Genomic DNA, 24,059 nt, shown 5'->3' with positions numbered 1-24,059 from the left:
TTAAAACCACTGATCTAATCCACTTTGTCTACTAGCTCCTTTAGCTTCCTTGCCTGCTCTAGTTAGCCTTTCTATGCCGCTTTTAACTCTATCCTCACTAAAGTTATGCTCATCTATTAGAATTTTCTTTATTTCTTCCTCATTTGGTTCTTTTAAATCTAGTGAAGTTTCTGGCTTAACAGCTGGCGGATTAATAAAAACTGACCTAATTTCGTTAATATTAAGCTCTAGGATGTATTTGGGTAACTCTCCTTTTTCTACAGCTTTTTCTATGTTACCGTATTTCTTTATAATTCTTAGAGCAGTAACTGGACCTATACCTTTTATTCCATCAGGATCATAATCCGTACCTATTAATATTCCTATATCTATTAATTGCTCTCTAGTTATTCCTATCTTTTTAAGCAAGTCATCAAGTTCTATGATCTCAGGCTTTATTTCGACATATACGTCTTTTTTAGGTAGTTTTCTTTTTCCTGTTAATGTTAAATTTCTAATTAACTTATTGGCACCGAAAAGTAAGGAATCATAATCCTGGCTTGCCGCCGCCCAAGTGTATCCTTGACTGCATAAGTATGCAGCTTCCGCTTCACCTTCACTAGGTGCTTGTACTACTGGAATTCCCATTGCTTCTAAAAGTCTTTTACCTTCTTCCGCCATATCATTTGTTAACCTTGTAGCCATCTGTGAATACTTTTTTAATTCCTTAGTTTCTCCTTCTTTCTTTGCTTTTTCCAGTTTTTCCTCCGCTTCTTCTTTAATTTTCCTTCTTCTTTCCAGTTCTTGAGATTTGAGTTCTGGTGGTTTTCCGTCAAATACATAAATAGGGATTATTCCTTCCTCTAAGAGGCTTATTGTTCTATAAAATATTCCACTTAAATGACTAGTGATCCTCCCTTGAGAATCCATCAAAGGGGTTCCATCAGGCTGTCTTATTGCAGTTAAAAATTGATAAATTGCATTATAAGCGTCTATGCTAACCTTCTTTCCTTTTAATTCGCTTAACTGAACTTCCCTCTTTACTTCCTTTACTAAATCAGCAAGATCTACTCCTATTCCTTATCACCTATATAAGTTATCATTCTGGAATTTTCCCTAATTAATGATACTGAGATATAACCCCTTATTTCTAATGACATTAAAGCCCTTAAAAAATCACTAAAGGGAACTTCATAATCTACTGATTTCTGCACGTCCTTGTATAAATCGTCATCCTTTATTGGTCCTTCCAGTTTTCTAACTCTTTCTAAAATAATATGAGTTAATGGAACTTCTCTCCACATAATAAAATCACGCATACGTTGAAGGCTTTAGTATCTGTCTTGGTAATTGTTGTCTTGCCTTCTCTAACCATGATTGATAGAACTGTATCATGTCCGTAGATACCGAGGGCTTTACTTTCTTTATTGCCTCCTCAAAATGTCTCATCTCTACTTTAACGCTTGAACCTTTCATGCATTCTTTCATTTTAATATCACGACAATCAGTATCTGTAGGCTGACATAAGCTATTTACCTTATCTATGCATACTTTCATACCTTCTCTTATAGCTATCATTGCTGCTTCTCTTACTAATGCTGCTAGATCTGCTCCCGTATAACCATCAGTTTTCTCTGAAATCTCTTCAAGGTTAACATCTTCTCCTAATACTACTTTCTTCGTATGGACTCTCAGTATTTCATATCTAGCTTGCTTATCTGGTGGAGGAACGTAAATTAATTTCTCAAATCTTCCTGGTCTTAATAATGCTGGATCTAAGATATCTGGCCTATTTGTTGCTGCTATTATTACTACGTTATCTAGTTTTTCTATTCCGTCCATTTCTGCCAGTAACTGGTTTACGATCCTTTCAGTCACACCAGTGTCCGGTGACATACCTCTCATTGGAGCTATTGCATCAATTTCATCAAAGAATATTACTGTTGGTGCATACATTCTAGCTTTTCTGAATATTTCCCTTATTGCCCTCTCGCTTTCTCCTACCCATTTTGATAGAACTTCTGGTCCTCTTACTGCAATGAAGTTTGCCCCACTCTCAGTTGCTACTGCCTTAGCTAACATGGTTTTTCCAGTTCCAGGAGGGCCAAATAGTAAGATTCCTTTTGGTGGTTCAATTCCCGTCATTTCGTAATATTCTTGGAACTTCAATGGATACTCTGCAACTTCTCTCAACTCTTCTTTTATATCCCCTAATCCTCCAATATCATCCCATTTAACTTCTGGTACTTCAATGTAGATTTCTCTCATTCCGCTTGGCACTATCTCTTTCAGTGCACTCATGAAATCTTCCATCTTTACTTCCATAGATTCTAAAATTTCAGGAGGAATCTTGTCTAGTGTAATATCTATCATTGGTAAGTATCTCCTTAAGGCATTCATTGCTGCTTCTCTTACTAATGCTGCTAGATCTGCTCCCGTATAACCGTGAGTAACTTCTGCTAATTTTTCTAAATCTACATCCTTCGCTAATGGCATATTCCTAGTGTGTATTTGCAGAATTTCTAATCTTCCTTGCTTATCTGGTAATGGAATTTCAATTTCCCTATCAAATCTTCCTGGTCTTCTAAGTGCAGGATCTACTGCATTGGGTCTGTTAGTTGCGGCAATTACTATTACATTACCTCTACTTTCAAGTCCGTCCATTAAGGTCAGTAGTTGGGCAACTACCCTCCTTTCTACTTCTCCTATTACTTCGTCTCTTTTAGGAGCTATTGCATCTATTTCATCAATAAATATGATTGCTGGTGCATGCTTCTTCGCATCTTCAAATATTTCTCTTAATCTTTGCTCACTTTCTCCGTAAAACTTGCTCATTATTTCCGGTCCGTTTATTGAAGTGAAGTACGAGTCAGTTTCATTTGCTACTGCTTTTGCTAGCAATGTTTTTCCTGTTCCTGGTGGTCCGTATAACAATACTCCTTTTGGTGGTTCAATTCCCAATCTCTTAAAGAGCTCTGGATGTCTTAGTGGTAACTCTACAAGCTCCCTCACTTTTTGTATTATGTTCTTTAATCCTCCTATATCCTCATAAGTTACTCTCGGATATCTGGTTTGTTCAACTGGTTTGTCACTTATATTTATACTGGTCTCATCTGTAACCATCACTATTCCTGCTGGTCTTACCTGGATTACGGTAAATGGTATTGCTTGTCCTAGCACTGGTATTAATACTGTATCTCCCTCAACCAATGGAAATTCTTTCAACTTTTTCTTTACATAAGCTACAAATCCTGGGTCAACAGTAATGGAGAAATTCGAAGGAGCCAATTTTACTGAAGTTGCAGGCTTTACTGTTGCCTTCCTTACTATTACTTTATCGCCTATAGATACTCCTGCATTTTTCCTAGTTATTCCGTCCATTCTTATTATATCTTTTTCTCCAGTGTAATCGTCAGCAGATAAAGGCCACGCAATAGCAGCAGTTTTCCTAGTTCCTTCGATTTCTACAACGTCGCCTGGGCTAACGTCAATCTGAGACAGCAGATCAAGGTCTATCCTTACCTTTCCTCTTCCTACATCCTTTTGCCTAGCTTCAACAACTTTTAATACAAGCTCACGCCTTCTAGGTTCTTCAGCAGAAGAACTTGTTGCCAAATATGATCTCCACTAAAATATATGGAAAACTAGATAAAAGAGATTAACTTATTAAAAACCGAGTCTCGTTATTCCAACTACTTCTGCGTGGCTTACTCCTTCTATGTTAGAAGCTGTCTCTTCTAATACATCAGTTCCTCCTTCAGTTTCCTCTGGCATTTTAACGTAAAGAATTAGAGCTTGCAGTCCAAAAGCTATTGGCTCTGTTTCTTTCTTTACTATAGAGTAATTCTGTGGTAACTTCTTTGTTATTTCCTCTGCTAGCTTATCCAAATTTACTTCATCACTATCAGGAAATACTTTTAGTACCACTAAAACATCTGTCATCCTATGTCCACCTTTATGGTCCAGTAAATCCGCATTTAGGACAAGTATATTCTACACCTTGTAGTCTGCAGTACTTATCCCTTAATATTAAGACTTCGCCACAATTTGGGCAATAAAATTCTACTCCTCTCTCTCTGGGATGTATAATTCTTCCGCAGCTACTACAAACTGGAGGCTCTATTTCTTCCCTTAAACTAAGCTTGACTGACAATTTTATTTCCCTCTAAATATCAACTCTGGAGAGTTTATAAAAGTGTCAGATTACTTAGGATTTATGAAAATGGTCATAGTGGTAAGGAATGACTTGAAAATGGGTAAGGGTAAGATTGCAGCTCAAGTAGCCCATGCCGCAGTTTCCCTAGTTTTAGAGATTTTAAATTCTAGTAATAATACTTGGAAATCTTGCTTATATGAATGGATAAATGAAGGTCAACCTAAAATAATTGTAAAAGTTGAAAGTCTTGAGGAACTAATGAAGAGGGCAGAAATAGCTAAGCAGAAGGACTTACCAGTAAGCATAATCCAAGATGCTGGCAGAACACAAGTTGAGCCTGGAACAATAACTTGTGCAGGAATAGGACCTTGTGAGGACTCTTTAATAGATTCAATAACGGGTGATCTGAAATTACTTTAAGTTCTATCGATATTGCAGTAGGAATTGAAAGGCATTTGCATGATTGGTCCCCAATAGATGTTGAAATACCCAGGCCGGAAGGTTTTAAAGTAATAGAAGAAATAAATTATAAACCGTGTGTAGAATGGAAAGGAGAAAATTCTGGTAAATATGCTGTATATCTTTTAGAGAAAACTAACGTAGACCATTTTACTGCAATTTACGAAGTAACTAAGATTCTAAAGAAGAAAGTGAATTATATAGGGATAAAAGACACTAGCGCTATCACATCTCAAATAGTTTACACAGATTCATTGTCTGCTGTAGATGAATTTGAAAATAATAGAATAAAACTAAAATTTCTTGGATATTCAAACCGAAAATTTAATCACACGGGCAACATTTTCAAGATAAAACTTGTTACTTCAGAATTCGACAAGATAATTGAAAGAATTAAAGCAACTAACAAAGATCCATATATTCCAGCTTTTGTGGGCTATCAAAGATTTGGAACTAGAAGACCGATGACACATGTTATAGGATATTATTTGGTTAAAAAGGACTGGTATCACGCAGTGATGACAATACTGGGTTATCCCTTCTATTCAGAGTCAGACTTAATGAAAGATGTAAGAAAAATGATAATGGAAGGAAACTACAAGGAGGCATTAAGCTTCATTCCAAGTAAATTTAAACAAGAAAAAGTGATTTTAAAGAACCTTATTAAACATGGAGATTTCTTCTTAGCTCTGAAAAATTCGTTTATTCCATTAAGTTTTTATGTCGAGGCATATCAAAGTTATCTCTTTAACAAGCTTCTATCCAGAAAAATGCAGAATTTAGAAAAAGATTCATTACTTGGTATATATTCAGATATACATAAGTGTGACGATATATGTAAAGAAATTTATGATGAAGAAGGAATAGATCCAAGCAATTTTAGGATAAAAGAGCTGAAAATAAGTAAACCTCAACTTGTTAGGAAAGCATTTACAGAAGTAAGAAACTTAAAGTTTGATGAAAAAAATAACGAAATATCTTTTGCATTAGATAGAGGCATGTATGCTACAGTTTTTCTAGTAGAGTTATTAAATATAGATGCAAGAAAAATAACTTAAGGTACAAGTCTTTTCCTATCTCTTGGGAACAATGAAATTTCCTTTACATTTTGCAATCCAGTGAATAGTAGCATTAGCCTTTGTACTCCTATTCCTACACCAGCGTGAGGAGGCATTCCGTAATCAAACCATTTTAAGAAGAACTCGAAACTTGTTGGATTTAATCCTCTAGTTTTTAATTCTTCTTCAAGTACTTCTCTTCTATAATTTCTAGTACTTCCTGAAGCTATTTCAACCCATCTATAAATTAGATCGAAGCTTTCACTCAACTCGGGATTACTATCTTTTCTTCTTGTGTAGAATGGTCTAGCTGTAGAAGGCCATTCAATTATAAAGTACAAATCTTCATTTAATTTCTGGTGAAGGATTCTCTGTTCCGGTGTTCCTATATCGTCTCCAAATTTTATGTTAACTCCTGCACTTTGTAATATTTCTATTGCTTCAGAGTAAGTTATTCTCTTAATTGGTTTTTTAACTTCAGGCAGTGTATGATTTAATATTTTCAACTCTTTTTGACTAGTGTTTTTTACTCTATTGACCATGAAATCTAATGTATTTTCTACTATATTCATAATATCATTATAATCTGCAAAAGCTACTTCAATATCTGCGCTTAAGAATTCAGATAAGTGATAAGGTGTATCAGATTCTTCAGCCCTCCATGCAGGGGCTACTTCAAATACCCTTTCAATAGTTCCTGCTAATAATTCCTTGTAAAGCTGTGGACTTTGTGCTAGGAAAGCTTCCTTACCAAAGTATATTACTGGAAATAGTTGAGCTCCTCCTTCAGTTGCAGTAGCAATTATTTTAGGAGTAAAAATTTCAACAAATTTTTGGGAATATAGATATTCTCTAAAAGCTCTTATGGCCTCTGACTGTATTTTTATTACTGCTTCCATTTCTAATCTTCTCAGATCAAGTAATCTTTCTCTAAGTCTAGTATCTAGATCAGCGTTAACTTTTCCTGAGACGTCCAACGGAAGAGGAGCTTTTGCCTTGCTTAAAATTTCAAGTTCGTTCACATGTATTTCAACGCCATTAGGGGCTCTTTTATCAGCTTTTACTATTCCTTTGATTAAAATTACTGATTCCTGAGTTAAATCTTTACTTAATTCAAAAGCTTTTACATTATTCTTGTCTATTACTACTTGTCCTAACCCTGACCTATCTCTAAGTAATATGAACTTTTTTCCTCCTAGGTCTCTTATAGTATGAACCCATCCAGCTACAGTAACTTCCTTTCCGTCCTGTTCTGGTGAGATTTCGGTTATAAAGTCTGATTTGAGCATTTACTCAACCCTTATTTTAACTCTTGTATCATGAATCTTTGATAAAGCTGATTCTAAAATGTTAGAATCTGCGGGTAGTAATCTTCTTTCACTTCTTGAAACTCTTATTACATACTGAACAGAACCGTCTGGTAGCCATACTGTATTTACTCCCAAAACTCTTGCAGGCGAAAGCAACTGTATGGCACTATTCTTTATGTTATTAGTCTTTTCTATTATCCTAACTTTCATGTGAAGTTTATCTTGTAAAGCTTTAGCTACTTTTATCCATTTTTGTATGGTCATAGATGGTCCGCTTCCTACTAAAAGAATTAAAAGATCATTTACCTTTATTGCCTTATAATATGTTGAGTCTTTCAATTCCTTAAATTGAGTTTCCTCTAATTCTAAAAGAACTTGCATTACCTTTACTTCAAAGTTATCTACTTCTCCACTATCTACAAGGCTTTGGCACCTATTACAAAGCAGTCCACTTTTTACACATAAATAATCAAGGGGAATTTTCATCCAAATCCACGCTCCACTATTACCGCAATATTTATGAATCTTGTCAGATATATAAGTAGCGGGTTATATAAATGCCTCTTACCGACCCTGAAAAGGTCAAAATAGTCCAAGAAAGAGTATTCATTAAAAAAGTTTGCAGGAACTGCGGAGCTTTAAACTCAATAAAAGCAACCAAATGCAGAAGATGTCATAGCAGAAATTTAAGGATTAAAAAGAAGGAACTACCAGCTAAGAAAGCTTAAAACCAATATCTTCAAGCCTTTGTTTTATACTATCAGCATTTTCTTCAAATAACTCAGCATGTTTTTCAAGATATTCATTGTTTATTTTTAGTTTTCCTTCAGCTATGTAGTATAATATGCCTTTTAATTCGTCTTCGTCTTCCTCTCTGTAAGCGTTAGCTTTCAGTAAAATATAATCCTCAAGCTTTATTACCTTAAAAGAAAATTTTCCAATTTTCATATCTTCAGCGCTATTCAATATCTCTTGTGGCACAAAGAAATCTTGAATATTATCATAAATATCTACTTGTAGTTGACCTTCTTCTACGGGAACTACTATTCTCGGAGTATCTATAGGAGTTGAACCGAAATCCCAGTTATTTTCCTCTGCTAACTCCCTATATTTTTCTCCTTCAGCTATTGCGCTTATTTCCGTAGGAAATACATCTACATCACTTTCAGTACCTTTTCTCTTTAAGAGTAGGTCCACTACTGTATCTCCAATTATTACAAAATCTGATATTTTTCTTAGCTTCTCTAAAACTTCTCCGACAGAATTAAAACTAATCAATTAACTCACAAGCCTTATGATAGCAAAATCTTCTATATTTTTAACTACTGAGGAAGACACTCTTCTACGGTTACAAACTTAGGCTTGAAAGAAGTGAATCAATATAGCACGTCGTAATCTTAAATTTAAATTTTTTAAACACAGTTAATTCTTTGGTGATTATTTGAGCGCGCCTAAGAGAAAGGAAGAGACTGTAGGCAAAGAAATGACAGGAGACGAAGCTTTAGCTTACGTTTTAAAAGAGATAGGTACAAAGCGTGTATTTACAACTGTTAGTTTACCGGAAAACTTAAGGGAAAGATTAAAAGAATATGAAATAGAGCAAGATATTTCTTTAAACTCTAGAGATTCTTTACTTTTGGCAGAAACATATGCCATGGAAAATAACACTGCAGGTGTAATAATCCAAATTCCTGGTACAGAGATACTTAATGGGATTGACGTAATAGCCCAAGCTTATGCAGATTCAGTTCCTCTTTTGGTCATAGGTAGTTTAAGATCGTATAGAGATGTAGGCAGAGCGCGAGTAGGCGAATTAAGAACACCAGACGATTTAAGCTCAGCTTTATCACCTATTACGAAATTAAGGGAAAGGGCAATAAGTATTGAAGAAATAACTGTAACTGTAGAGAAAGCAAATAAAGAGGCCTTAAGTAATAGACCTAGACCGGCTTTTGTCGAAATAGCTGAAGACCTCTTTAAACTAAAGGCATATCCTTTATCTCCTGCAGAACAAAAACCCGAGAAAAGAACTCCAGATAAAAATACCGTAGCAAAAGTAGCAGAGGTTCTTTCAAATTCGAAGCTTCCAGTAATAGTCTCAGGATATGGTGTTATAACAAGTGGAGCTTATAATGATCTAAAAGAGCTTGCTGAGCTCCTAGATGCTCCAGTTATTACTACAATAAAAGGTAAGGGCAGTTTTCCTGCTTCTAATCAGCTATTTGCAGGAGAAGGATTAGGTATAATAGGAACAGATATTGCAAATAAGCTCTTAGCTGAGGCAGATTCAATATTATTCTTAGGAACTAGGCTTACCCAATTATCTACAGGCGGATGGTCCATGAAATTCAAGGGATTTACCATGCATAACAATATTGACGGAGAAGACATAGGAAAGGTAATAATGCCTCATTTGCCGATAGTTGCTGATACAGATCTCTTTCTAAAAGAACTAATCACATTACTTAAACAGAAGATTAAGGATAAAATTGACAGAGGTATTAGATACGAGATTTTAAGATCTAGAAAAGATCCAGAAATAAAGGCTCACAGCGGTTTATGGCCTTGGGATGTTGTTAAAACGCTTATGGGCTTTAAGTTCAGTAAGGTCTTTGTTGATTTATCTGCAGTAACTTTTGACATGATAAGGTACCCTATAGATAAGCCAGTATGGTTTACGTCAGAGAGCATAATTTCCAAAGGCTTAGGAATATCTGGAGTTATACAGTCTAAGGATAAGAATGCTTTAGGAATAACTGATTTGCCTTCAGTTACTAGAAACCTAGGATTACTGCAGTCAAGGAAGGATGATGCTAAAGGTACACTCATTATATTTAATGATAAAGGGTCCACGTATCTTGATACTACAGCTTCAGACGCTCCTACAATAAAGAGAACTTGGTCCTCAATTAATGTAGATCTAAAATCTTTAGGCGCTATTGATGTAAATTCCACTGCAGAATTAAAGGAGATGTTGAATAGTAACGAAGGAGATAATAAGCTTAGAATTATAAATGCTAATATAGATCCTCAATACGATTCTATCGTTCTTATAAAAATGTGAATTATAATATTTTATTGGATGTCCTTTTTTATAGCTTATACATAATTAAACTTTTAATAATAATATCTTTTTAAATGGACATGTCTTTTCTCACTTATGAATGACAAAGTATTATTCGTATTCATGACTGGGAGAGAAAATTTCGCTAAATTATTAGCTAACATAGGAATGGCTGCAAAAATGAAGTCTGCAGATCCACAACTTACCGTAGAGCTAATTTTTCTTACGCCTGCAGTAGAGACTTTAAACAAGAGACAGTTATTGTTCAAGCCAGTGCTAGAAGCAATAAAACAAGCAAAGAAAGCTGGTATTAAAGTAGTTGCTTGTGAAGTAGCTATGGCGAACGTAGGTCTACAGAAAGGCGATATTGAAGACGGATTAGTTGATGAATTTGCTCCCGTAGGAGGACTTTATGTTCTACAAAAAATAAAGGAAGGATACGAAGTTTTAACAGTATAAGGGAAGTTCGAGACAATTTATTTAATAGTTTATTGTTAAAATGTTTTTATTTTGATAAATCATTTTTAACTAATTTCTAACAATAACATCATTGTATTTACATACTTTGAAAGAGTAAATATGGGCCCGCTGGGACTTGAACCCAGGATTACTGCCGTGTCAGGGCAGCGTCCTAACCAGGCTAGACGACGGGCCCTTTACAAGATATTAAAGCTATTTTAGTTTAAAAAATTAAATCCTAATTACCTCGTGTTATACTACTCTCAAGCTATCAAGTATTGCTGGCGTATAAATGCTAGCTCCTTTAATTCCTAACCTTTCTTTTTCTTTAGTATTATCTATAATTCTCTTAAATGCCATCATAGAATTATATTCTCCATGATCTAGAATAATATTCTTAGGCTTAGGAGTAAGATCGTGCAAGAATCTTAGCAATTGTCTTCTATCGGAATGTCCTGAGAAGCCATCAACAGCTTTCACTTCCATATTAATTTGTATATTTTCTACTCTGCCATCTCTCCCTATTATCTGAACTTCCTTTGCTCCATCTCTCACTTTTCTGCCCAAAGTTCCTTCTGCTTGATAACTTACAAAGATTATTGCATTTTTAGGATCTGGAGCCATAGATTTAAAGAACTCTACTGCTGGTCCTCCGTTGAGCATTCCTGAAGTCGCTAGAATGATGGAGGGCTCTCCTTGTGCAATGTCCTCCTTATATCCTTCTATTCTCTTAAATTGCTCTGAAACGAAAGGATTTTCGTCCCTATAAAGTATAGCATCTCTAACTTCTCTGCTTAGCCACTCTGGGTATGCAGTATGTATTGCAGTTACTTCATCAAATAATCCAGTTACATACACTGGAACTTCAGGTATTAATTTATTCTTCAATGCATTGTTTATTACTAGCATCATTTCTTGACCTCTTCCTACAGCTAAGACTGGAATGAGAACTTTACCTCCTCTGTTTATCGTACTGTTTATGATATCTATTAGCTGTTTTTCAGAGTCTTCTCTGTTTGTCTGCTCTTGAGCACCGTAAGTAGTTTCCATTATCAATGTGTCGACCTTGGGGAATTCACTGGTAGCCCTATCCAGTAATCTAGTTTTTGAATATTTGAAATCTCCAGTATATACAATATTATGGGTGCCTTCCCCTATATGTAAATGTGCCATTGCAGAACCTAAAATATGCCCGGCATTATAGAACGTCAGTCTTATATCTGGAGCAATGTCTGTAACTTCCTCATAATCTAAGGTTATTGTATGCAGGAGTTCCTTTCTAACTTCCTTTGCGCTATAAGGCAGAGGTCTTCCATCCTTTTCTGCGACATCCAATAAATCTAACTGCATTAATGCCATTACGTCCCTAGTTGGGGGAGTTGTATATACTGGTCCTTCATAGCCATATTTGAATAAGTAAGGAACCATTCCGCAGTGATCTAAATGAGCATGAGTTATTACAACGGCATCCAAATCCTCTAATCTAAGTTGATCTATATCTAGCTTAGGGAACATTCTTTCTCCAAAATTAACGCTCGGATTTACTCCGGTATCAAGTAAAATTCTACTCTCAGGAGTTTCAACAAGTATTGCTGATCTCCCAATTTCTTGGAATGCTCCAAGAGCTGTGATTCTAACGTATCTATCCTTAAATATTACTTCCCTGTGTATTCTATCGCCAAAGGTTTTCAGAATTTTTGCCCTATATTCAGTTTCGTTATATATGTGCGTGATAACGTTCTCTATCGTTTTGGATTTTATAGGAGGTTCTCTAATTATTTCAGGTTTCCAGAAAGTATCTAGAAATATTTTTTGCTGTATTAATCCTCCTTTTCCTATTACCAGTCCAGGTTTCTTAGCTTTTATCAGAACTTCTCCTAGATCCTCATCGAATTTTATATCAGTTATTTCTGCCTCCTTAGGTACTGTATTCTTTATTATTTCTATTGCCTCTTTTTCATCCTTTCTTACGCTCTTGTCGGCTTTTACTACAATTCTTTTCTTTATTTCCTTCGCTATTTTCTTTATTACATCTCCGCCGTTAGTTAGGAAATTCGGGTTCTTTACATATACTGCTATTTCTGGTCCTTCAAATTCTATTCTAGTTATTCCTGCATCTTTTGGTATTCCGTTATATATTGCACCTAAAATTTCAAGTCTAGTCGCCACTTAACTCACCAAGAAGGAGACTAACAACTAACATACTTACTTTTTAATATTTAAAACTTTACATTACCATATGGAAATGCAAGAGCATATAATTGATTTACCGGAAAGAATTTTTATCGGCAGCGGAATAATATCAAAGATCGATGATTACTTTTCTGAATTGGGGCTCAACGGTCCTTTTCTCATTGTTACTGGAAGTAATGTAAGAAGGTTAGTAGTGAGCAAAATTCTTGATAAGCTGCCTGCAGACGTTATAGAAGTTCAAGAGGCTAATCTCGATGAAGTTAGGAGAGTAGAGGAGTTTGCAAAGAAGCAGGGAAGTAGTGTAATACTAGGAGTTGGGGGAGGAAAAGCAATAGATGTTGCAAAATTCTCGGCATTTGAATTAAACAAGCGTTTCGTAAGCATACCTACTGCCCCTTCTCATGACGGCATTACATCACCTTTTGCAGCAATAAAAGGCCTTGGAAAACCTATATCAATGAAAGCTAAAGAACCAACGGCAATAATAGCCGACATAGATGTCCTAAGTTCTGCACCTAGGAGACTAATTAATTCTGGAATAGGAGATACTATAGGTAAAATAGTTGCTGTAAGGGATTGGAGATTAGCAGCAAAACTAAGAGGAGAATATTACGGAGATTATACTGCATCTTTAGCCTTACTCTCTGCCAAGCATGCAATTAACTGTACTAGGATAATAAATAAAGATCTTAAATACGGTGTTAGACTTTTAGTTGAGGCATTAATAAGCAGTGGCGTAGCAATGGGTATGGCAGGGAGCACTAGACCTGCAAGCGGTTCTGAGCATTTATTTGCTCACGCTATAGAAATGCTTTATCCAGAAGGTCCTCTTCATGGAGAACTAGTCGGGGTCGGAACTATATTAATGGCTTATATTCACGGTATAAAATGGAAGGAAATAAGGAAGGCCCTAATTAGAATAGGGGCTCCGGTTACTGCTAAACAGTTAGGAATTCCAGATGAAATAATAATAAAGGCATTAACTATTGCACATACTATCCGTCCAGAAAGATACACAATACTAGGTGATAGAGGACTAACTTTTGCATCAGCAGAAAAAGTTGCTAAAAATACTGGGGTTATTACTTGAAAGTCTCTTTATTATAGTTCTCAACAAAACTTACTAGGCTTTCAGGAAGCACGAAAGTTATTATATCCTTTGCAAGCATATATTTTCTAGTTTGTAAATCTTCCACTAGGAAATAGTCTTTCGGAACATCAAACTTTACACTCTTCTTATCTTCAGTTAATTCAAACGTCATCTTGTTACCTTCACCGAACCATCTTTCAATTAAAGCTTGAATTTTCTCCTTGTCATCCTTAAGTACCTTAACTACTTTCACATTATAAATTATGGTCTTTCCTGCATATGGATGGTTTAAGTCTAGAATAACTCTTCCTCCACTCACGCTCTTTATTGTAGCATAACCTCCTTCTGCAAGTCTTATTACCATGTTAGGTCTTGGAGTAACTCCTTGTCTCTTTAGTTCTCCTAATGACACTAGTTTAACCTTTGATGGATCCCTCTCTCCGTAAGCTTTTGATGGAGGAATTTCTACGTCCTTTTGGTCTCCTTCATTAAAGTCTCTTAATGCTTCTTCTAGTCCTTCTAAAACCCTGTGTTCTCCTATTATTACTAACAAAGGCTTGTATTTCTTATCTGGATCATATATGTTTGCTTTTTTAGCTTCCTCCTCTATTGTTGTATCAATTATTTCGCCAGTATCTTTAATTTTACTAACATAATCTATATACACGAAATCGTTATCCTTAAACATTCAGATCTAGAGAGAGTTAAGATTATAGACTTTAAACTTATTGTTCTTTCACTTAACTTTTTTACAGAAGACAAGATTTTCTCATATGGACTATAAAATTAAGGACATAAAACTTGCAGAACAGGGCAGAAAACAAATAGAATGGGCAGAAATGCACATGCCCGCACTAATGAACGTAAGGAAAGAGCTAAAGGAGAAACAGAGCTTAAAGGGAGTTAGAATTTCAGCAGTTCTTCATGTGACTAAAGAGACTGCTGCCCTAGTAAGAACGCTAAAAGAAGCAGGAGCAGAAGTTGCACTAGCAGGAAGTAATCCATTATCTACACAAGACGATGTTGCTGCAGCGCTAGTTGAAGATGGAATAAAGGTTTTTGCTTGGAAAGGAGAAGGAGAAGACGATTATTATTCAAATATAAAAGAAATAATGAAATATGAACCTAATATCATCATGGACGATGGCGGAGACTTACATGCCTATATTCATGAGAAATGTCAATCTTTAAAGATAATAGGAGGCACGGAAGAAACTACCACAGGCGTTATTAGATTAAAAGCAATGGAAGAATCGAAGGTATTAAAATACCCAGTTATTGCAGTCAACAACGCATTTACAAAATACTTATTTGATAACAGGATAGGGACGGGACAAAGTGCAATAGACGGAATTATAAGATCTACTAATATACTCATTGCAGGAAAAGTTGCAGTAGTTGTAGGTTATGGTTGGGTAGGAAGGGGAATTGCAACTAGATTAAGAGGTATGGGAGCAAGAGTAATAGTTGTTGAAGCTTCACCATTAAGAGCGTTAGAGGCTGTAATGGATGGGTTTGATGTAATGCCTATGAGTAAAGCTGCAGAGCTAGGAGAAATTTTCGTTACTGCTACAGGTAATATAAACGTGATTAGTAAAGAACATATATTAAAGATGAAGAGCGGTGCAGTATTAGCTAATGCAGGCCACTTTAACGTTGAAATAGATGTAAAGGGCTTAAAGGAAGTCGCAAAAGCTGTCAGAAATATAAGGCCTTACCTAGACGAATATGAGCTACCTAATGGAAATAAAGTATACTTATTAGCAGATGGTAGGCTAGTTAACCTTGCTGCGGCAGAAGGTCATCCAAGTGAAGTAATGGACTTAAGCTTCTCAAATCAAGCTCTTTCAGTAGAATATATCTATAATAATAAAGATAAACTGGAAGTAAAAGTATATAACGTGCCAGAAGAAATCGATGAAAAAGTAGCATCACTAAAATTAAAGGGGATGGGTATAGAAATAGAACAGATGACTGAAGAGCAGAAAGAGTACATGAAACAGTGGAAATACGGTACGTAATTTTTTTCGTAAGTCTTAAAAAGGATTATTTACTAAAAAGAAAAATGTGGGCCCGTAGCTCAGCTAGGTAGAGCGCTCGGCTCATAGCTTCGGTGAGAAACCGAGTGGTCGAGGGTTCAAATCCCTCCGGGCCCATAATGGTCTGGTAAGCGCTCCCAGACCTACATTTGTTTGTGCAAGTTGTAATACATTACATGGCAATGCTAGCTTCTCAAGTAGTATTTTCAATTGGTTGTAATATTGAAGTTTCTATTATTCCTCCTATTGCAGTTACAAAATCCGAAACTGTAGTTGTGTCATTTGTATCTTGCAATGTAATAGAGCTTAACATATAAAAATGCAGGGCTCAGATATAAAATGGCTTATTATAATAAGAATTTAGAGATTAATTGAAAGTTAGCTAAGTGTGATAAGTGTTTATACTAGAAGCAAATATTCAAGTAGAAATAGAGCCATATATTTCATAAAGTTATTTTTCCTCAGAACTTTTAAAAATGAAAATGATAACTTTGAACTAATACTTCTTTATATAATGCCTTTTTCTCCTCTATATTTAAGTTCTTGTCAAGAGTTCCTAGTTTTTACTATGCTCAGGATAGCCTTAGGCATATCAAATAGTTTTTTAAGCTAATGAGTCCCATTCATTTTGCGTGACGAAATAAGGAGGAGGATGAACGTATGTCTAAACCATCTTATGTAAAATTTGAAGCTCCGCAGGATTTAGTAGATAAGGCCTTAGAAGTTCTCAAGAAAGCTAAAGAATCAGGAAAAATAAAGAAAGGAACAAACGAAACAACAAAAGCAGTAGAAAGAGGACAAGCAAAGTTAATATACATTGCAGAAGATGTTCAACCAGAAGAAATAGTTGCTCACTTACCTGGATTATGCGAAGAAAAGAAGGTTCCTTACATATATATACCATCTAAAAAGTCTCTAGGAGAAGCATGTGGGTTGCAAGTTGCAGCTTCTGCAGCAGCAATAATTGATCCTGGAGAAGCTAAAGATGCATTAGACGAAGTTATAAAGAAATTGCAAGAAGTATCTGGTAAATCTTCATAAATATAATTTTATTTTTAAATCTCATTTTGTTATTTGCGATATTTTTCTCTTTAATTGCCATGTAAGCGTATTATTTTAAGTAGTTAAATTATTCCTTGTTAAGAGTAAGCAAAAACGTTATAAGAAATAAGTTTATAGAATTAAAATGCCGCAGTAGCTCAGTTGGAAGAGCGCCCGGCTGTTAATTTCGGCAGAAACCGGGCGGTCGCTGGTTCGAGTCCAGCCTGCGGCGTTAAGATAATGAGGTACTTCACTGTTAATATAAAGTTTCATAACCTTAAGTAAAGGCTATACGTGATGTCCTATTACCATTATTTATTTTTCTCTTTTAATTATAATATCTTTTCTTAACCTCATAAATTATTAAATGTAAAGACTTTATTTCTCATAATCTTGTTCTAATAATGTACTTATTTAAAAATCTTTAAAACTAAAAAGGCATGATTATGCATTATTCATGAGCATATATTACTGATAGCCCATTTTCGTTTTTGGAATCAACTCTAACAAAGCCGTATCTAATGAATTGCACTATTTCGTTAGGATTAAGGTTAATAGCATATTTTTCAGCTTTTCCTTCGATAGTCTTTAAATCTTGGTTAGGATCTGCTTTTATTACTTTCACATTAACTTCTTCTCCTTTTTTAATCCATTGGACTATTTTTGCGTTCATTTTCTTTGTATCTTCTATAGACTTGCTCACATAAACTAGTTTATTACCTTCAACTCTTACATTACATAATTCAACTAACCTAATTACGCTTTGATTTTCTGCATCAGATTTCTCTAATAGTATAATATCCCCAGGTCTTACTGTAATTTCCCTAAATTCCTTCATTGAAGGACTCAAAGGTATTCTTGCAGTCATTTCTTCCGGTATCTCTAATGTAAACTCCGAATAATTCTCCACATACATTATCCTTTTAGCTATTGGATCGAGTTTTTTCCTATTTAATGCAGCTATATTCTCAAAGCTTATAGTTGCATCAGAAGGCTTAACTCCCACTTCAATAATTATATCTCTAATCGTTTCTGGTAAAATTCCTCTTCTTCTCAGTCCTGCAATAGTAGGTAATCTTGGATCATCTTTCGTAGTTCCTTTCTCCATCATTCCCTTAATTTTTGATTTGCTCATCATGAAGCCTTCTAGTTTGAGTCTTCCAAATTCCATAACTTCCGGCATTTCCCATCCCATGTAGTTGAATAACCACTTTTGTTTTTCCGCATTACTCATATGTTCCTTAGCTCTCAAAATGTGAGTTATCTTATATTCATGATCGTCTACCGCTGACGCAAAATTGTACGTTGGCCATACCCAATATTTATCTCCAACAAGCGGGTGAGGATTCTTCTCAGTGTTGATTATCCTAGCCATAACCCAATCGATCTTAGAAGGATCTGGATCGTTCAAGTCGGTTTTTATTCTAAGTACAGCTTCACCTTCTTTGAATTTTCTTTCAAGCATTTTTTCCCATAGTTCTAAGTTATACTCCACTGGCTTTGATCTATTAAAGCACGGTAAAGAAAAGTTCCTGGTTTCCTTCATTTTCTTAAACTCCTCTTCGCTACAAGTGTCTACATATGCATAGCCTTTTTCTATTATTTCTTTAGCTACTTGGTAATACCTTTCAAGTCTTGAAGATGCTGTAAATTCCTCCTGCCAAGTAATCCCTAACCACTTTAGATCTTCCCTTATCCAGTCGTAAGCTTCCCTTAATGGTTTCTTAACTTTAGGATCTGTATCATCAAACCTTAGGATGAATTTTCCCTTATACATTCTAGCGTATTCGTAAGAAAGAATAGCAGCCCTAGTATTTCCTAAATGTATTGGACCATCAGGATTTGGAGCAAACCTTGTTATTACCTCACCTTTAACGTTATGTAGTTGTGGTAAAGTTTTCTTTTCTTCTTCTGTCTTCTTTTTACTAAGCATTTCTGGGAACTTCGTTTCAAGCTCCTTCCTCTGATCCTCTAGAGTCATGGAATTTACTTTTCCTACGATTTCTTGGACTCTCTTTGCTATTTCTTTTACATTTGTTTTTAGTTCGGGTCTTTCTCCTAGGACTTTGCTCATTACTGGACCTACTGCAGCCTTACCGTCGTGCTTAACGGCGTTATCTAATGCATGCTTGTAAATTATTTCATCTATTTCCATCTAATTTTCCCTCCAATATCATTGTGACTAGTTCTTTAACTCCTTCTCCACTCTTAAGATTTAATATAATATCTGCCTCCTTTTTTAACTCTTCTTCGGCATTACCTACCGCAACTCTAATTCCAACTTCTTTAAACATGTCAAGATCTGTTAATGAATCTCCAATTCCTATAACTTCCTCCTTTTTCACTCCGATGAGTTCCATTAGTTTTCTAACTCCTACTGTTTTACCAGCAGGTCTGAATGCTATGTGTAGTGCGTAACCGGAGGAATTAATATATAATCCTTTTTCCTCTGCCCATTTAGTCATTTCTTCAGTAACATTAGGAGGTGTAAAGCCGAAGTCGCATTCTCTATAATCGTTTTGCCAGCTATCTTTCAGTTTGAATTTTTCTCTAAATTCTTTAAGTATATGTTTTTCCATTGGCTTGCAAACTCTAATTTTTTGTTTATGTAAAACTACGCAACCGTTCTCAGCAACCACTCCTCCTGAGAATCCTAGGTAAGTGTGTAGCCCCCTTAAGACCGGGTAAGAATTTCCGCTGACTAAAGCAACTTTTATTCCTTTTTCTTCAAGCAATCTAAGATATTTTATTGCATCTAGATCCACTTTAAAAATTCCTCTATCTTCAGTTAATGTACCATCAAGATCTGTTAGCACAAGCTTAATCAACTCAATACTTCCCTCGCTTTTTTAGCGTATTCATAATCAACATAAACTCTTCTTATTAATATAAAGTCTGGAATCTCATGCAACAAGGTAGGAGAGTAATCCTTTAATTTCTTCTCCTTTCCTTTGGAAATGATTTTGATTTTATTCTTATCTATTACAGAAATTTTTTCCTCAAAAGGATATATTGAATCAGAAGGAATTCCTATTTTCTCTAGTTGGTTTCTTATATCTTCTAAATACCCTTTTTCCTCTTTGTAAGACACTTCATCGTAAACCACCTTAGGTCCTTTTCTATCCATAAAGTTCTTTATTTTTTGTATTATAGATGAGGGAATATCTTCAGTTAAACAATCATAAAGAGAAGATATTGTCCATTCATCGTCCCAATAAGGGAAAAGACCTTCTTTTACCATTTCTTTAATATTTGATGCGTCTCTGAGATCTCTATTGCAATAATTTATCATGTATTCATAAAGACTTCTTAAGAACAGCTCATATCCCAGGATTGTTTTATGATAATACACAGCTTGATACATGTGCAGCCTAGAAATGTAGAAATTTTCTAAGCTTATTATTCCTTTATCTTCTACTGTAATTCCAGACTGAGTATATGCTATTGTATCTATTAATCTATCTAAATCCAATTTACCTAACTGTACTCCGGAATGTCTTGAGTCCCTTATTAGGTAATCTATTCTATCTACGTCTACTTCTCCGTCTATGATAGAAGATAATAATGAGTTTCCATTGTATATATCGAGGATTCTAGAAATAGAAAAACCGTATTTTTCTAAAATGTCTTTAATCTCCGACTTTTCCAATATGAAGTCTCTTAGTTCTTTATTTCCGAAACCTTGAGGCAAATAATATCCTTCTATTGCGTGACTAAAAGGAAATTGCCCTATATCATGTAATAAACTTGCCATTTTAAGATCTTGAAGTTCTTCCTCGTTTATCTCACCAGAGGCATAAAGCTTCTCTCCTACTTTAGATGCTAGATAAAATGTTCCTAAAGAATGGCTAAATCTCGTGTGTGTTGCTCCAGGATAAACTATGTAAGCTAGACTTGTCTGCTTAATTCTTCTAAGTCTTTGAAATTCTGGAGAATCTATAATTTCAATTTCTGCGTCTCCTAGTGTTATATATCCATGAATCTCATCGAATATCTTTTTCATACATTATATGAAAAGGGGAGAAATATAAAACCCATCCCGGCTTGAAAGGGCTGCAGGTCCTTTCGGACCCCACTGCCCTTCCAACGTGGGAGGCTTAACTTCCGGGTTCGAGACGAGTCCGGGTGTTGCACCCCCACTATGGCCGGGTAGGCAATAAAAGAAAAGGAATAGAAGTATAAAAAATTATTTGTGCGTATTAGTGGGTGTTTCAGCGTAAATTCCAGCTATGTAAAGCTTTCCACCATCCTTAGGGCAAGTTCCTACAAGCTTAGGAACAAAGTCGCCTTGTTGAAAATCTCTAACTATAGAATAATCACAAGTCATGCATTTTATTACAGTTTTTACGATCAATGGTTGTTTAACTTCTGAGGATATTGCCATTTTTCATCACTGGGCAATTCCTGCTGTATTACCTACTCCTACTAGTACAACAGTATCTCCTGGTTTTGTCCTTTCTAATATTAAGTTCTTTACGTAGCTTACAACTTTGTCAGCAGCCTCATAGACTTCCTTCCTCATCTCAGTTATTGCCTCTTCCATACTCATTTTTACTATTACTGCGTCTATAGGAATATTATACTTGGCTGCAACTCTTTCTATCGCTATCTTTTCTGGTCCTGGATCACCCATTGCTACACCCATTCCTTCCGCCATACTTCCAGTGTCTTCTCCTTCTAACTTTAATGCTGCATCTACAGTTATTATTCTTGCAACTCTACTGCCTTCTTTTTCCACAATGTTTTGCACTGCTTCTCCAGGCTCTCCTACTGTTGCCATTGGTCCTTCAGCTTTAACTACTATTAGTTTCCTTCCTTCAAACTCCATTGAGCCTGCAATAGTATCTCTACTAGGACTCCACTTGTTTTCAATATTCATTAAGAATCTTGATGCTACCAGTGGTCCTAAGCCGTCTCCTACTGGTATTCCTTGTAAGAAGACTTTCTGAGCTTTTCCATAAGCTTCAGCCAATTTTGCGTATATCGGTGCAACAGCTTGCAACTGGTACATTATCATTAAATTCTTTAGTTTTTTAGCTAGCAAGAAGTAATGCCTTATTACTTTATATATCATGTTTAAAGCATTTATTACTTCTATTGAAACTTCGATTTGGCTTCTACTCATTGGATCTATATTTGGTGAATACTTGTTTATCATTTCTCTTACAGTGTCTTCATTAGTCCTAAGTAATAATTTCATCCTACTTATAATATCTGTAGGTTCTATACTTACTGGATCTATTACAAATCTATCTATAACTCTATCGAGAAAAGCTTTTGGATCTGGGAAACTCTTTTCTTTAAGTAATTTTTCGGCAACACCCTTAGAATCTTTGAGATAATTTTCTATGGTATTAAGGTTCTTTTCAACATCTTTGCTCATGAACATCATTTGATATTGCTGTTGAAGCCCAGGAATGAAGGATACTGCTAGTATTATAATAAAGAATAACATATACAATAATTCGAAAGCATTAAGTGCTGCACCGCTATTTCCTGCCTGTGCTAATGCTAATATGTTTAAAATTATATCTAACATATGCCTTCTTGTAACTTATCTGCATTTGTCCAAATTAAACTTTTACCAAAATCTAATTTTACGTTATTATTATTGTCTCGTCCTTGCCTACGTAAACTGTGTGTTCGAATTGTGATACCATCCCTTTCCTTATTTCTATTAATACTGCATATGAATATAATGCTTTCTTTCTGACTAAGCTTTTAAGAGTTCTCTCCACTTTCTCCTTATCTCCTAAGTCTGAAAGCCATCTTTCTGAGAACGGTAGAGTTTTAAATCTATTATTTATTACATCCAGGAATTGCTTTTCATCCTCCGAAAGTCCTTTAGGGACAAAGGACTTAGCTGAATAGATAGTCTCAATTTTACCTTCAATCACTTCGCCAAATCCGTTAGTAGCAAATGGCTCTATAGCATAAGTATTTCCTTCCATTATTATTCCCATATTTCTCTCGTAAACATTGGGCACAAAGACTCCTGCATGAAGTTCATATCTTCTTATGAGATGCCCTCCTAAATTTCTAATGGGAGAATATCCGTTCATTCTAATTATTTTTTCAATAACTTTTCCTATGTTGCCAAGAGCTACGCCAGGCCTAAAATTTGAGATTGCGGCACTTAATGCCTCTTTAGACGTATCTGCAAGCCTTTGATATTTATCGTCTAAAGCAACAGTTACTGCAGTATCTGAAATATAGCCATCAATTTGCGCTCCAATATCTAACTTTACTACTGCTCCCTCAGGTATAACTTTTTCATCTCCTATAACTGGACTATAATGTGCTGCCTCATAATTTATAGATAAATTACAGGGAAAAGCTGGAAAAGCTCCTTTTTCAATTATCATTTTCTCTACAGCTTCGCAGACGTCAAGAACTTTTGCTCCAGGCTTTATCATTTTTGCCCCGGCATCTCTAGCTTCTGCGGCAATTTTTCCCGCTTTTATGAGAATTTTTAATTCCTCATCTGTCATAATGGAAGTTTTTATTTCTCAGTTATTAATATTATCTCATGCCTTCCTTAAGATGGTTAGGTCATGCCGCAGTTGAACTAAATTTACAAGGAAAAAAGATAATAATAGATCCTTTCATAAAGAATAATCCAACAGCTCCGGTCAAACTATCCTATTTTGACGATTTCGATTTAGTAGCAGTTACTCACGACCATTACGATCATTTAGGAGATACTGTAGAAATCATGGCTAGAAATAAGAAAGCGGTACTTTTCGCTACATGGGATTTGGAGAATTACTTAAACAAAGAACATAATATCTCATGGGATAGAATGATACCTGCTAACGTTGGAGGATATGTTGACTATCAAGGTATAAAGTTAGCGCTAACTCAAGCTATTCATTCAAGCGAGCATAGTGATCCTACGGGCATTGTAATTTCTGCAAACGGAGTAACTATTTATCACGCAGGAGATACTGGATTATTTGAAGGCATGAAGATTATAGGTGACGTATTTAAGCCTGACTATGCGTTACTACCAATAGGAGGAAGATTTACTATGGATCCTTATCAAGCATCAATAGCAGTAGATATGATAAAACCAAAGAAGGGAGTAATTCCAATTCATTATAATACTTGGGATTTAATTAAAGTAGACCCAAACGAGTTCGAGAAATACGTTAAAGAGAAGGGTTATAAGCCGATAATCTTACAATCAGGAGAGAGCATAGAGTTGTAAA

25 protein-coding genes, 3 tRNA genes and 1 rRNA gene are annotated in these 24,059 nt (G+C 35.3%); 11 read left to right on the top strand and 18 right to left on the bottom strand.

The genetic code is table 11. The features are described from left to right. The 5 genes from fen to HS5_RS09810 are packed head-to-tail and all read right to left on the bottom strand — an operon-like array spanning position 1 to position 4,132. Positions 1-1,056, bottom strand: coding sequence for a flap endonuclease-1 (fen, locus tag HS5_RS09830; RefSeq protein ID WP_236753529.1), 1,056 nt, complete (start codon positions 1,054-1,056; stop codon positions 1-3). Next, complete coding sequence (locus tag HS5_RS09825) at positions 1,053-1,283, bottom strand: hypothetical protein (protein ID WP_236751228.1); 231 nt, start codon at positions 1,281-1,283, stop codon at positions 1,053-1,055. The genes fen and HS5_RS09825 overlap by 4 nt, the downstream gene beginning before the upstream one ends. Positions 1,284-1,290: 7 nt before the next feature. After that, positions 1,291-3,594: a CDC48 family AAA ATPase gene (locus HS5_RS09820; RefSeq protein ID WP_236751227.1), complete on the bottom strand. Its 2,304-nt coding sequence runs from the start codon at positions 3,592-3,594 to the stop codon at positions 1,291-1,293. Between the two features lie 51 nt (positions 3,595-3,645). After that, positions 3,646-3,921: an elongation factor 1-beta gene (locus HS5_RS09815; protein ID WP_236751226.1), complete on the bottom strand. Its 276-nt coding sequence runs from the start codon at positions 3,919-3,921 to the stop codon at positions 3,646-3,648. Positions 3,922-3,934: 13 nt separating this feature from the next. Beyond that, positions 3,935-4,132 (bottom strand): zinc finger domain-containing protein, encoded by a 198-nt coding sequence (locus HS5_RS09810; RefSeq protein ID WP_236751225.1) that lies wholly within the window; start codon positions 4,130-4,132, stop codon positions 3,935-3,937. 63 nt (positions 4,133-4,195) lie between these two features. Here HS5_RS09810 and pth2 point away from each other — a divergent pair, with 63 nt between their 5' ends. Next, positions 4,196-4,555: a peptidyl-tRNA hydrolase Pth2 gene (gene pth2, locus HS5_RS09805; RefSeq protein WP_236751224.1), complete on the top strand. Its 360-nt coding sequence runs from the start codon at positions 4,196-4,198 to the stop codon at positions 4,553-4,555. Further along, positions 4,546-5,652, top strand: coding sequence for a tRNA pseudouridine(13) synthase TruD (gene truD, locus HS5_RS09800; protein ID WP_236753528.1), 1,107 nt, complete (start codon positions 4,546-4,548; stop codon positions 5,650-5,652). The genes pth2 and truD overlap by 10 nt, the downstream gene beginning before the upstream one ends. Here truD and aspS read toward each other — a convergent pair. Both aspS and HS5_RS09790 read right to left on the bottom strand, forming a co-directional pair. Next, the gene (gene aspS, locus HS5_RS09795; protein WP_236751223.1) at positions 5,649-6,941 is read right to left on the bottom strand and encodes an aspartate--tRNA(Asn) ligase; all 1,293 of its coding nucleotides are present in this window, start codon (positions 6,939-6,941) and stop codon (positions 5,649-5,651) included. The genes truD and aspS overlap by 4 nt on opposite strands. Then, positions 6,942-7,448 (bottom strand): transcription elongation factor NusA, encoded by a 507-nt coding sequence (locus tag HS5_RS09790; protein WP_236751222.1) that lies wholly within the window; start codon positions 7,446-7,448, stop codon positions 6,942-6,944. 71 nt (positions 7,449-7,519) lie between these two features. Here HS5_RS09790 and HS5_RS09785 point away from each other — a divergent pair, with 71 nt between their 5' ends. After that, positions 7,520-7,690 carry a 50S ribosomal protein L40e gene (locus tag HS5_RS09785; RefSeq protein WP_236751221.1) on the top strand — a complete coding sequence of 57 codons (171 nt, stop codon included), beginning with the start codon at positions 7,520-7,522 and terminating at the stop codon, positions 7,688-7,690. On the opposite strand, the gene HS5_RS09780 is transcribed toward HS5_RS09785, so the two are convergent. After that, complete coding sequence (locus tag HS5_RS09780; RefSeq protein ID WP_236751220.1) at positions 7,677-8,240, bottom strand: nucleotidyltransferase; 564 nt, start codon at positions 8,238-8,240, stop codon at positions 7,677-7,679. The genes HS5_RS09785 and HS5_RS09780 overlap by 14 nt on opposite strands. Positions 8,241-8,403: 163 nt before the next feature. Here HS5_RS09780 and HS5_RS09775 point away from each other — a divergent pair, with 163 nt between their 5' ends. Both HS5_RS09775 and HS5_RS09770 read left to right on the top strand, forming a co-directional pair. Next, complete coding sequence (locus HS5_RS09775; protein WP_236751219.1) at positions 8,404-10,026, top strand: thiamine pyrophosphate-binding protein; 1,623 nt, start codon at positions 8,404-8,406, stop codon at positions 10,024-10,026. A 96-nt stretch (positions 10,027-10,122) separates the two neighbouring features. Continuing rightward, entirely contained in the window at positions 10,123-10,485 is a 363-nt protein-coding gene (locus tag HS5_RS09770) for a DsrE family protein (RefSeq protein ID WP_236751218.1), read from the top strand. Between the two features lie 121 nt (positions 10,486-10,606). Here the strand turns inward: HS5_RS09770 and HS5_RS09765 are convergent. Together HS5_RS09765 and HS5_RS09760 are read right to left on the bottom strand one after the other, a co-directional pair. After that, positions 10,607-10,681, bottom strand: a tRNA-Val gene (locus HS5_RS09765). 56 nt (positions 10,682-10,737) lie between these two features. Further along, positions 10,738-12,654 carry a beta-CASP ribonuclease aCPSF1 gene (locus tag HS5_RS09760; protein WP_236751217.1) on the bottom strand — a complete coding sequence of 639 codons (1,917 nt, stop codon included), beginning with the start codon at positions 12,652-12,654 and terminating at the stop codon, positions 10,738-10,740. 70 nt (positions 12,655-12,724) lie between these two features. Between HS5_RS09760 and HS5_RS09755 the strand changes: the two genes are divergently transcribed. Beyond that, on the top strand, positions 12,725-13,768 hold the full coding sequence (locus tag HS5_RS09755; RefSeq protein WP_236751216.1) for an NAD(P)-dependent glycerol-1-phosphate dehydrogenase: 1,044 nt from the start codon (positions 12,725-12,727) through the stop codon (positions 13,766-13,768). Here the strand turns inward: HS5_RS09755 and HS5_RS09750 are convergent. Next, a complete protein-coding gene (locus tag HS5_RS09750; RefSeq protein ID WP_236751215.1) occupies positions 13,761-14,456 on the bottom strand; it encodes a peptidylprolyl isomerase in 696 nt (231 codons plus the stop codon). The genes HS5_RS09755 and HS5_RS09750 overlap by 8 nt on opposite strands. A gap of 85 nt (positions 14,457-14,541) precedes the next feature. Between HS5_RS09750 and ahcY the strand changes: the two genes are divergently transcribed. From ahcY to HS5_RS09730, 4 genes are all read left to right on the top strand, one after another. Beyond that, entirely contained in the window at positions 14,542-15,789 is a 1,248-nt protein-coding gene (gene ahcY, locus HS5_RS09745; RefSeq protein WP_236751214.1) for an adenosylhomocysteinase, read from the top strand. Positions 15,790-15,837: 48 nt separating this feature from the next. Further along, positions 15,838-15,924: transfer RNA gene (locus tag HS5_RS09740), tRNA-Ile, on the top strand. A gap of 543 nt (positions 15,925-16,467) precedes the next feature. Then, a complete protein-coding gene (gene rpl7ae, locus HS5_RS09735; protein ID WP_236751213.1) occupies positions 16,468-16,848 on the top strand; it encodes a 50S ribosomal protein L7Ae in 381 nt (126 codons plus the stop codon). A gap of 147 nt (positions 16,849-16,995) precedes the next feature. Further along, a tRNA-Asn gene (locus HS5_RS09730) sits at positions 16,996-17,080 on the top strand. A 219-nt stretch (positions 17,081-17,299) separates the two neighbouring features. On the opposite strand, the gene HS5_RS09725 is transcribed toward HS5_RS09730, so the two are convergent. The 7 genes from HS5_RS09725 to map all read right to left on the bottom strand — a co-directional run bounded on the left by HS5_RS09725 (position 17,300) and on the right by map (position 23,339). Continuing rightward, positions 17,300-19,003, bottom strand: coding sequence for a glutamate--tRNA ligase (locus HS5_RS09725; RefSeq protein WP_236751212.1), 1,704 nt, complete (start codon positions 19,001-19,003; stop codon positions 17,300-17,302). After that, positions 18,990-19,676: a phosphoglycolate phosphatase gene (locus HS5_RS09720; RefSeq protein ID WP_236751211.1), complete on the bottom strand. Its 687-nt coding sequence runs from the start codon at positions 19,674-19,676 to the stop codon at positions 18,990-18,992. Before HS5_RS09720 ends, HS5_RS09725 begins: the two co-directional genes overlap by 14 nt. Beyond that, complete coding sequence (locus HS5_RS09715; protein ID WP_236751210.1) at positions 19,673-20,851, bottom strand: HD domain-containing protein; 1,179 nt, start codon at positions 20,849-20,851, stop codon at positions 19,673-19,675. The genes HS5_RS09720 and HS5_RS09715 overlap by 4 nt, the downstream gene beginning before the upstream one ends. Positions 20,852-20,882: 31 nt before the next feature. Then, positions 20,883-21,001, bottom strand: a 5S ribosomal RNA gene (gene rrf / locus HS5_RS09710). Between the two features lie 33 nt (positions 21,002-21,034). Then, positions 21,035-21,226 carry a hypothetical protein gene (locus HS5_RS09705; protein WP_236753526.1) on the bottom strand — a complete coding sequence of 64 codons (192 nt, stop codon included), beginning with the start codon at positions 21,224-21,226 and terminating at the stop codon, positions 21,035-21,037. 12 nt (positions 21,227-21,238) lie between these two features. Further along, positions 21,239-22,387, bottom strand: coding sequence for a DUF1512 domain-containing protein (locus HS5_RS09700; RefSeq protein ID WP_236751209.1), 1,149 nt, complete (start codon positions 22,385-22,387; stop codon positions 21,239-21,241). Positions 22,388-22,445: 58 nt separating this feature from the next. Further along, complete coding sequence (gene map, locus HS5_RS09695) at positions 22,446-23,339, bottom strand: type II methionyl aminopeptidase (protein ID WP_236751208.1); 894 nt, start codon at positions 23,337-23,339, stop codon at positions 22,446-22,448. 38 nt (positions 23,340-23,377) lie between these two features. Here map and HS5_RS09690 point away from each other — a divergent pair, with 38 nt between their 5' ends. Next, entirely contained in the window at positions 23,378-24,058 is a 681-nt protein-coding gene (locus HS5_RS09690) for a metal-dependent hydrolase (protein ID WP_236751207.1), read from the top strand. The last annotated feature ends 1 nt before the right edge of the window (position 24,059 follow it).

This window comes from Acidianus sp. HS-5 (genome assembly GCF_021655615.1).
Classification (GTDB): domain Archaea; phylum Thermoproteota; class Thermoprotei_A; order Sulfolobales; family Sulfolobaceae; genus Acidianus.
This window is presented reverse-complemented; position numbering and strand designations above follow the sequence as displayed.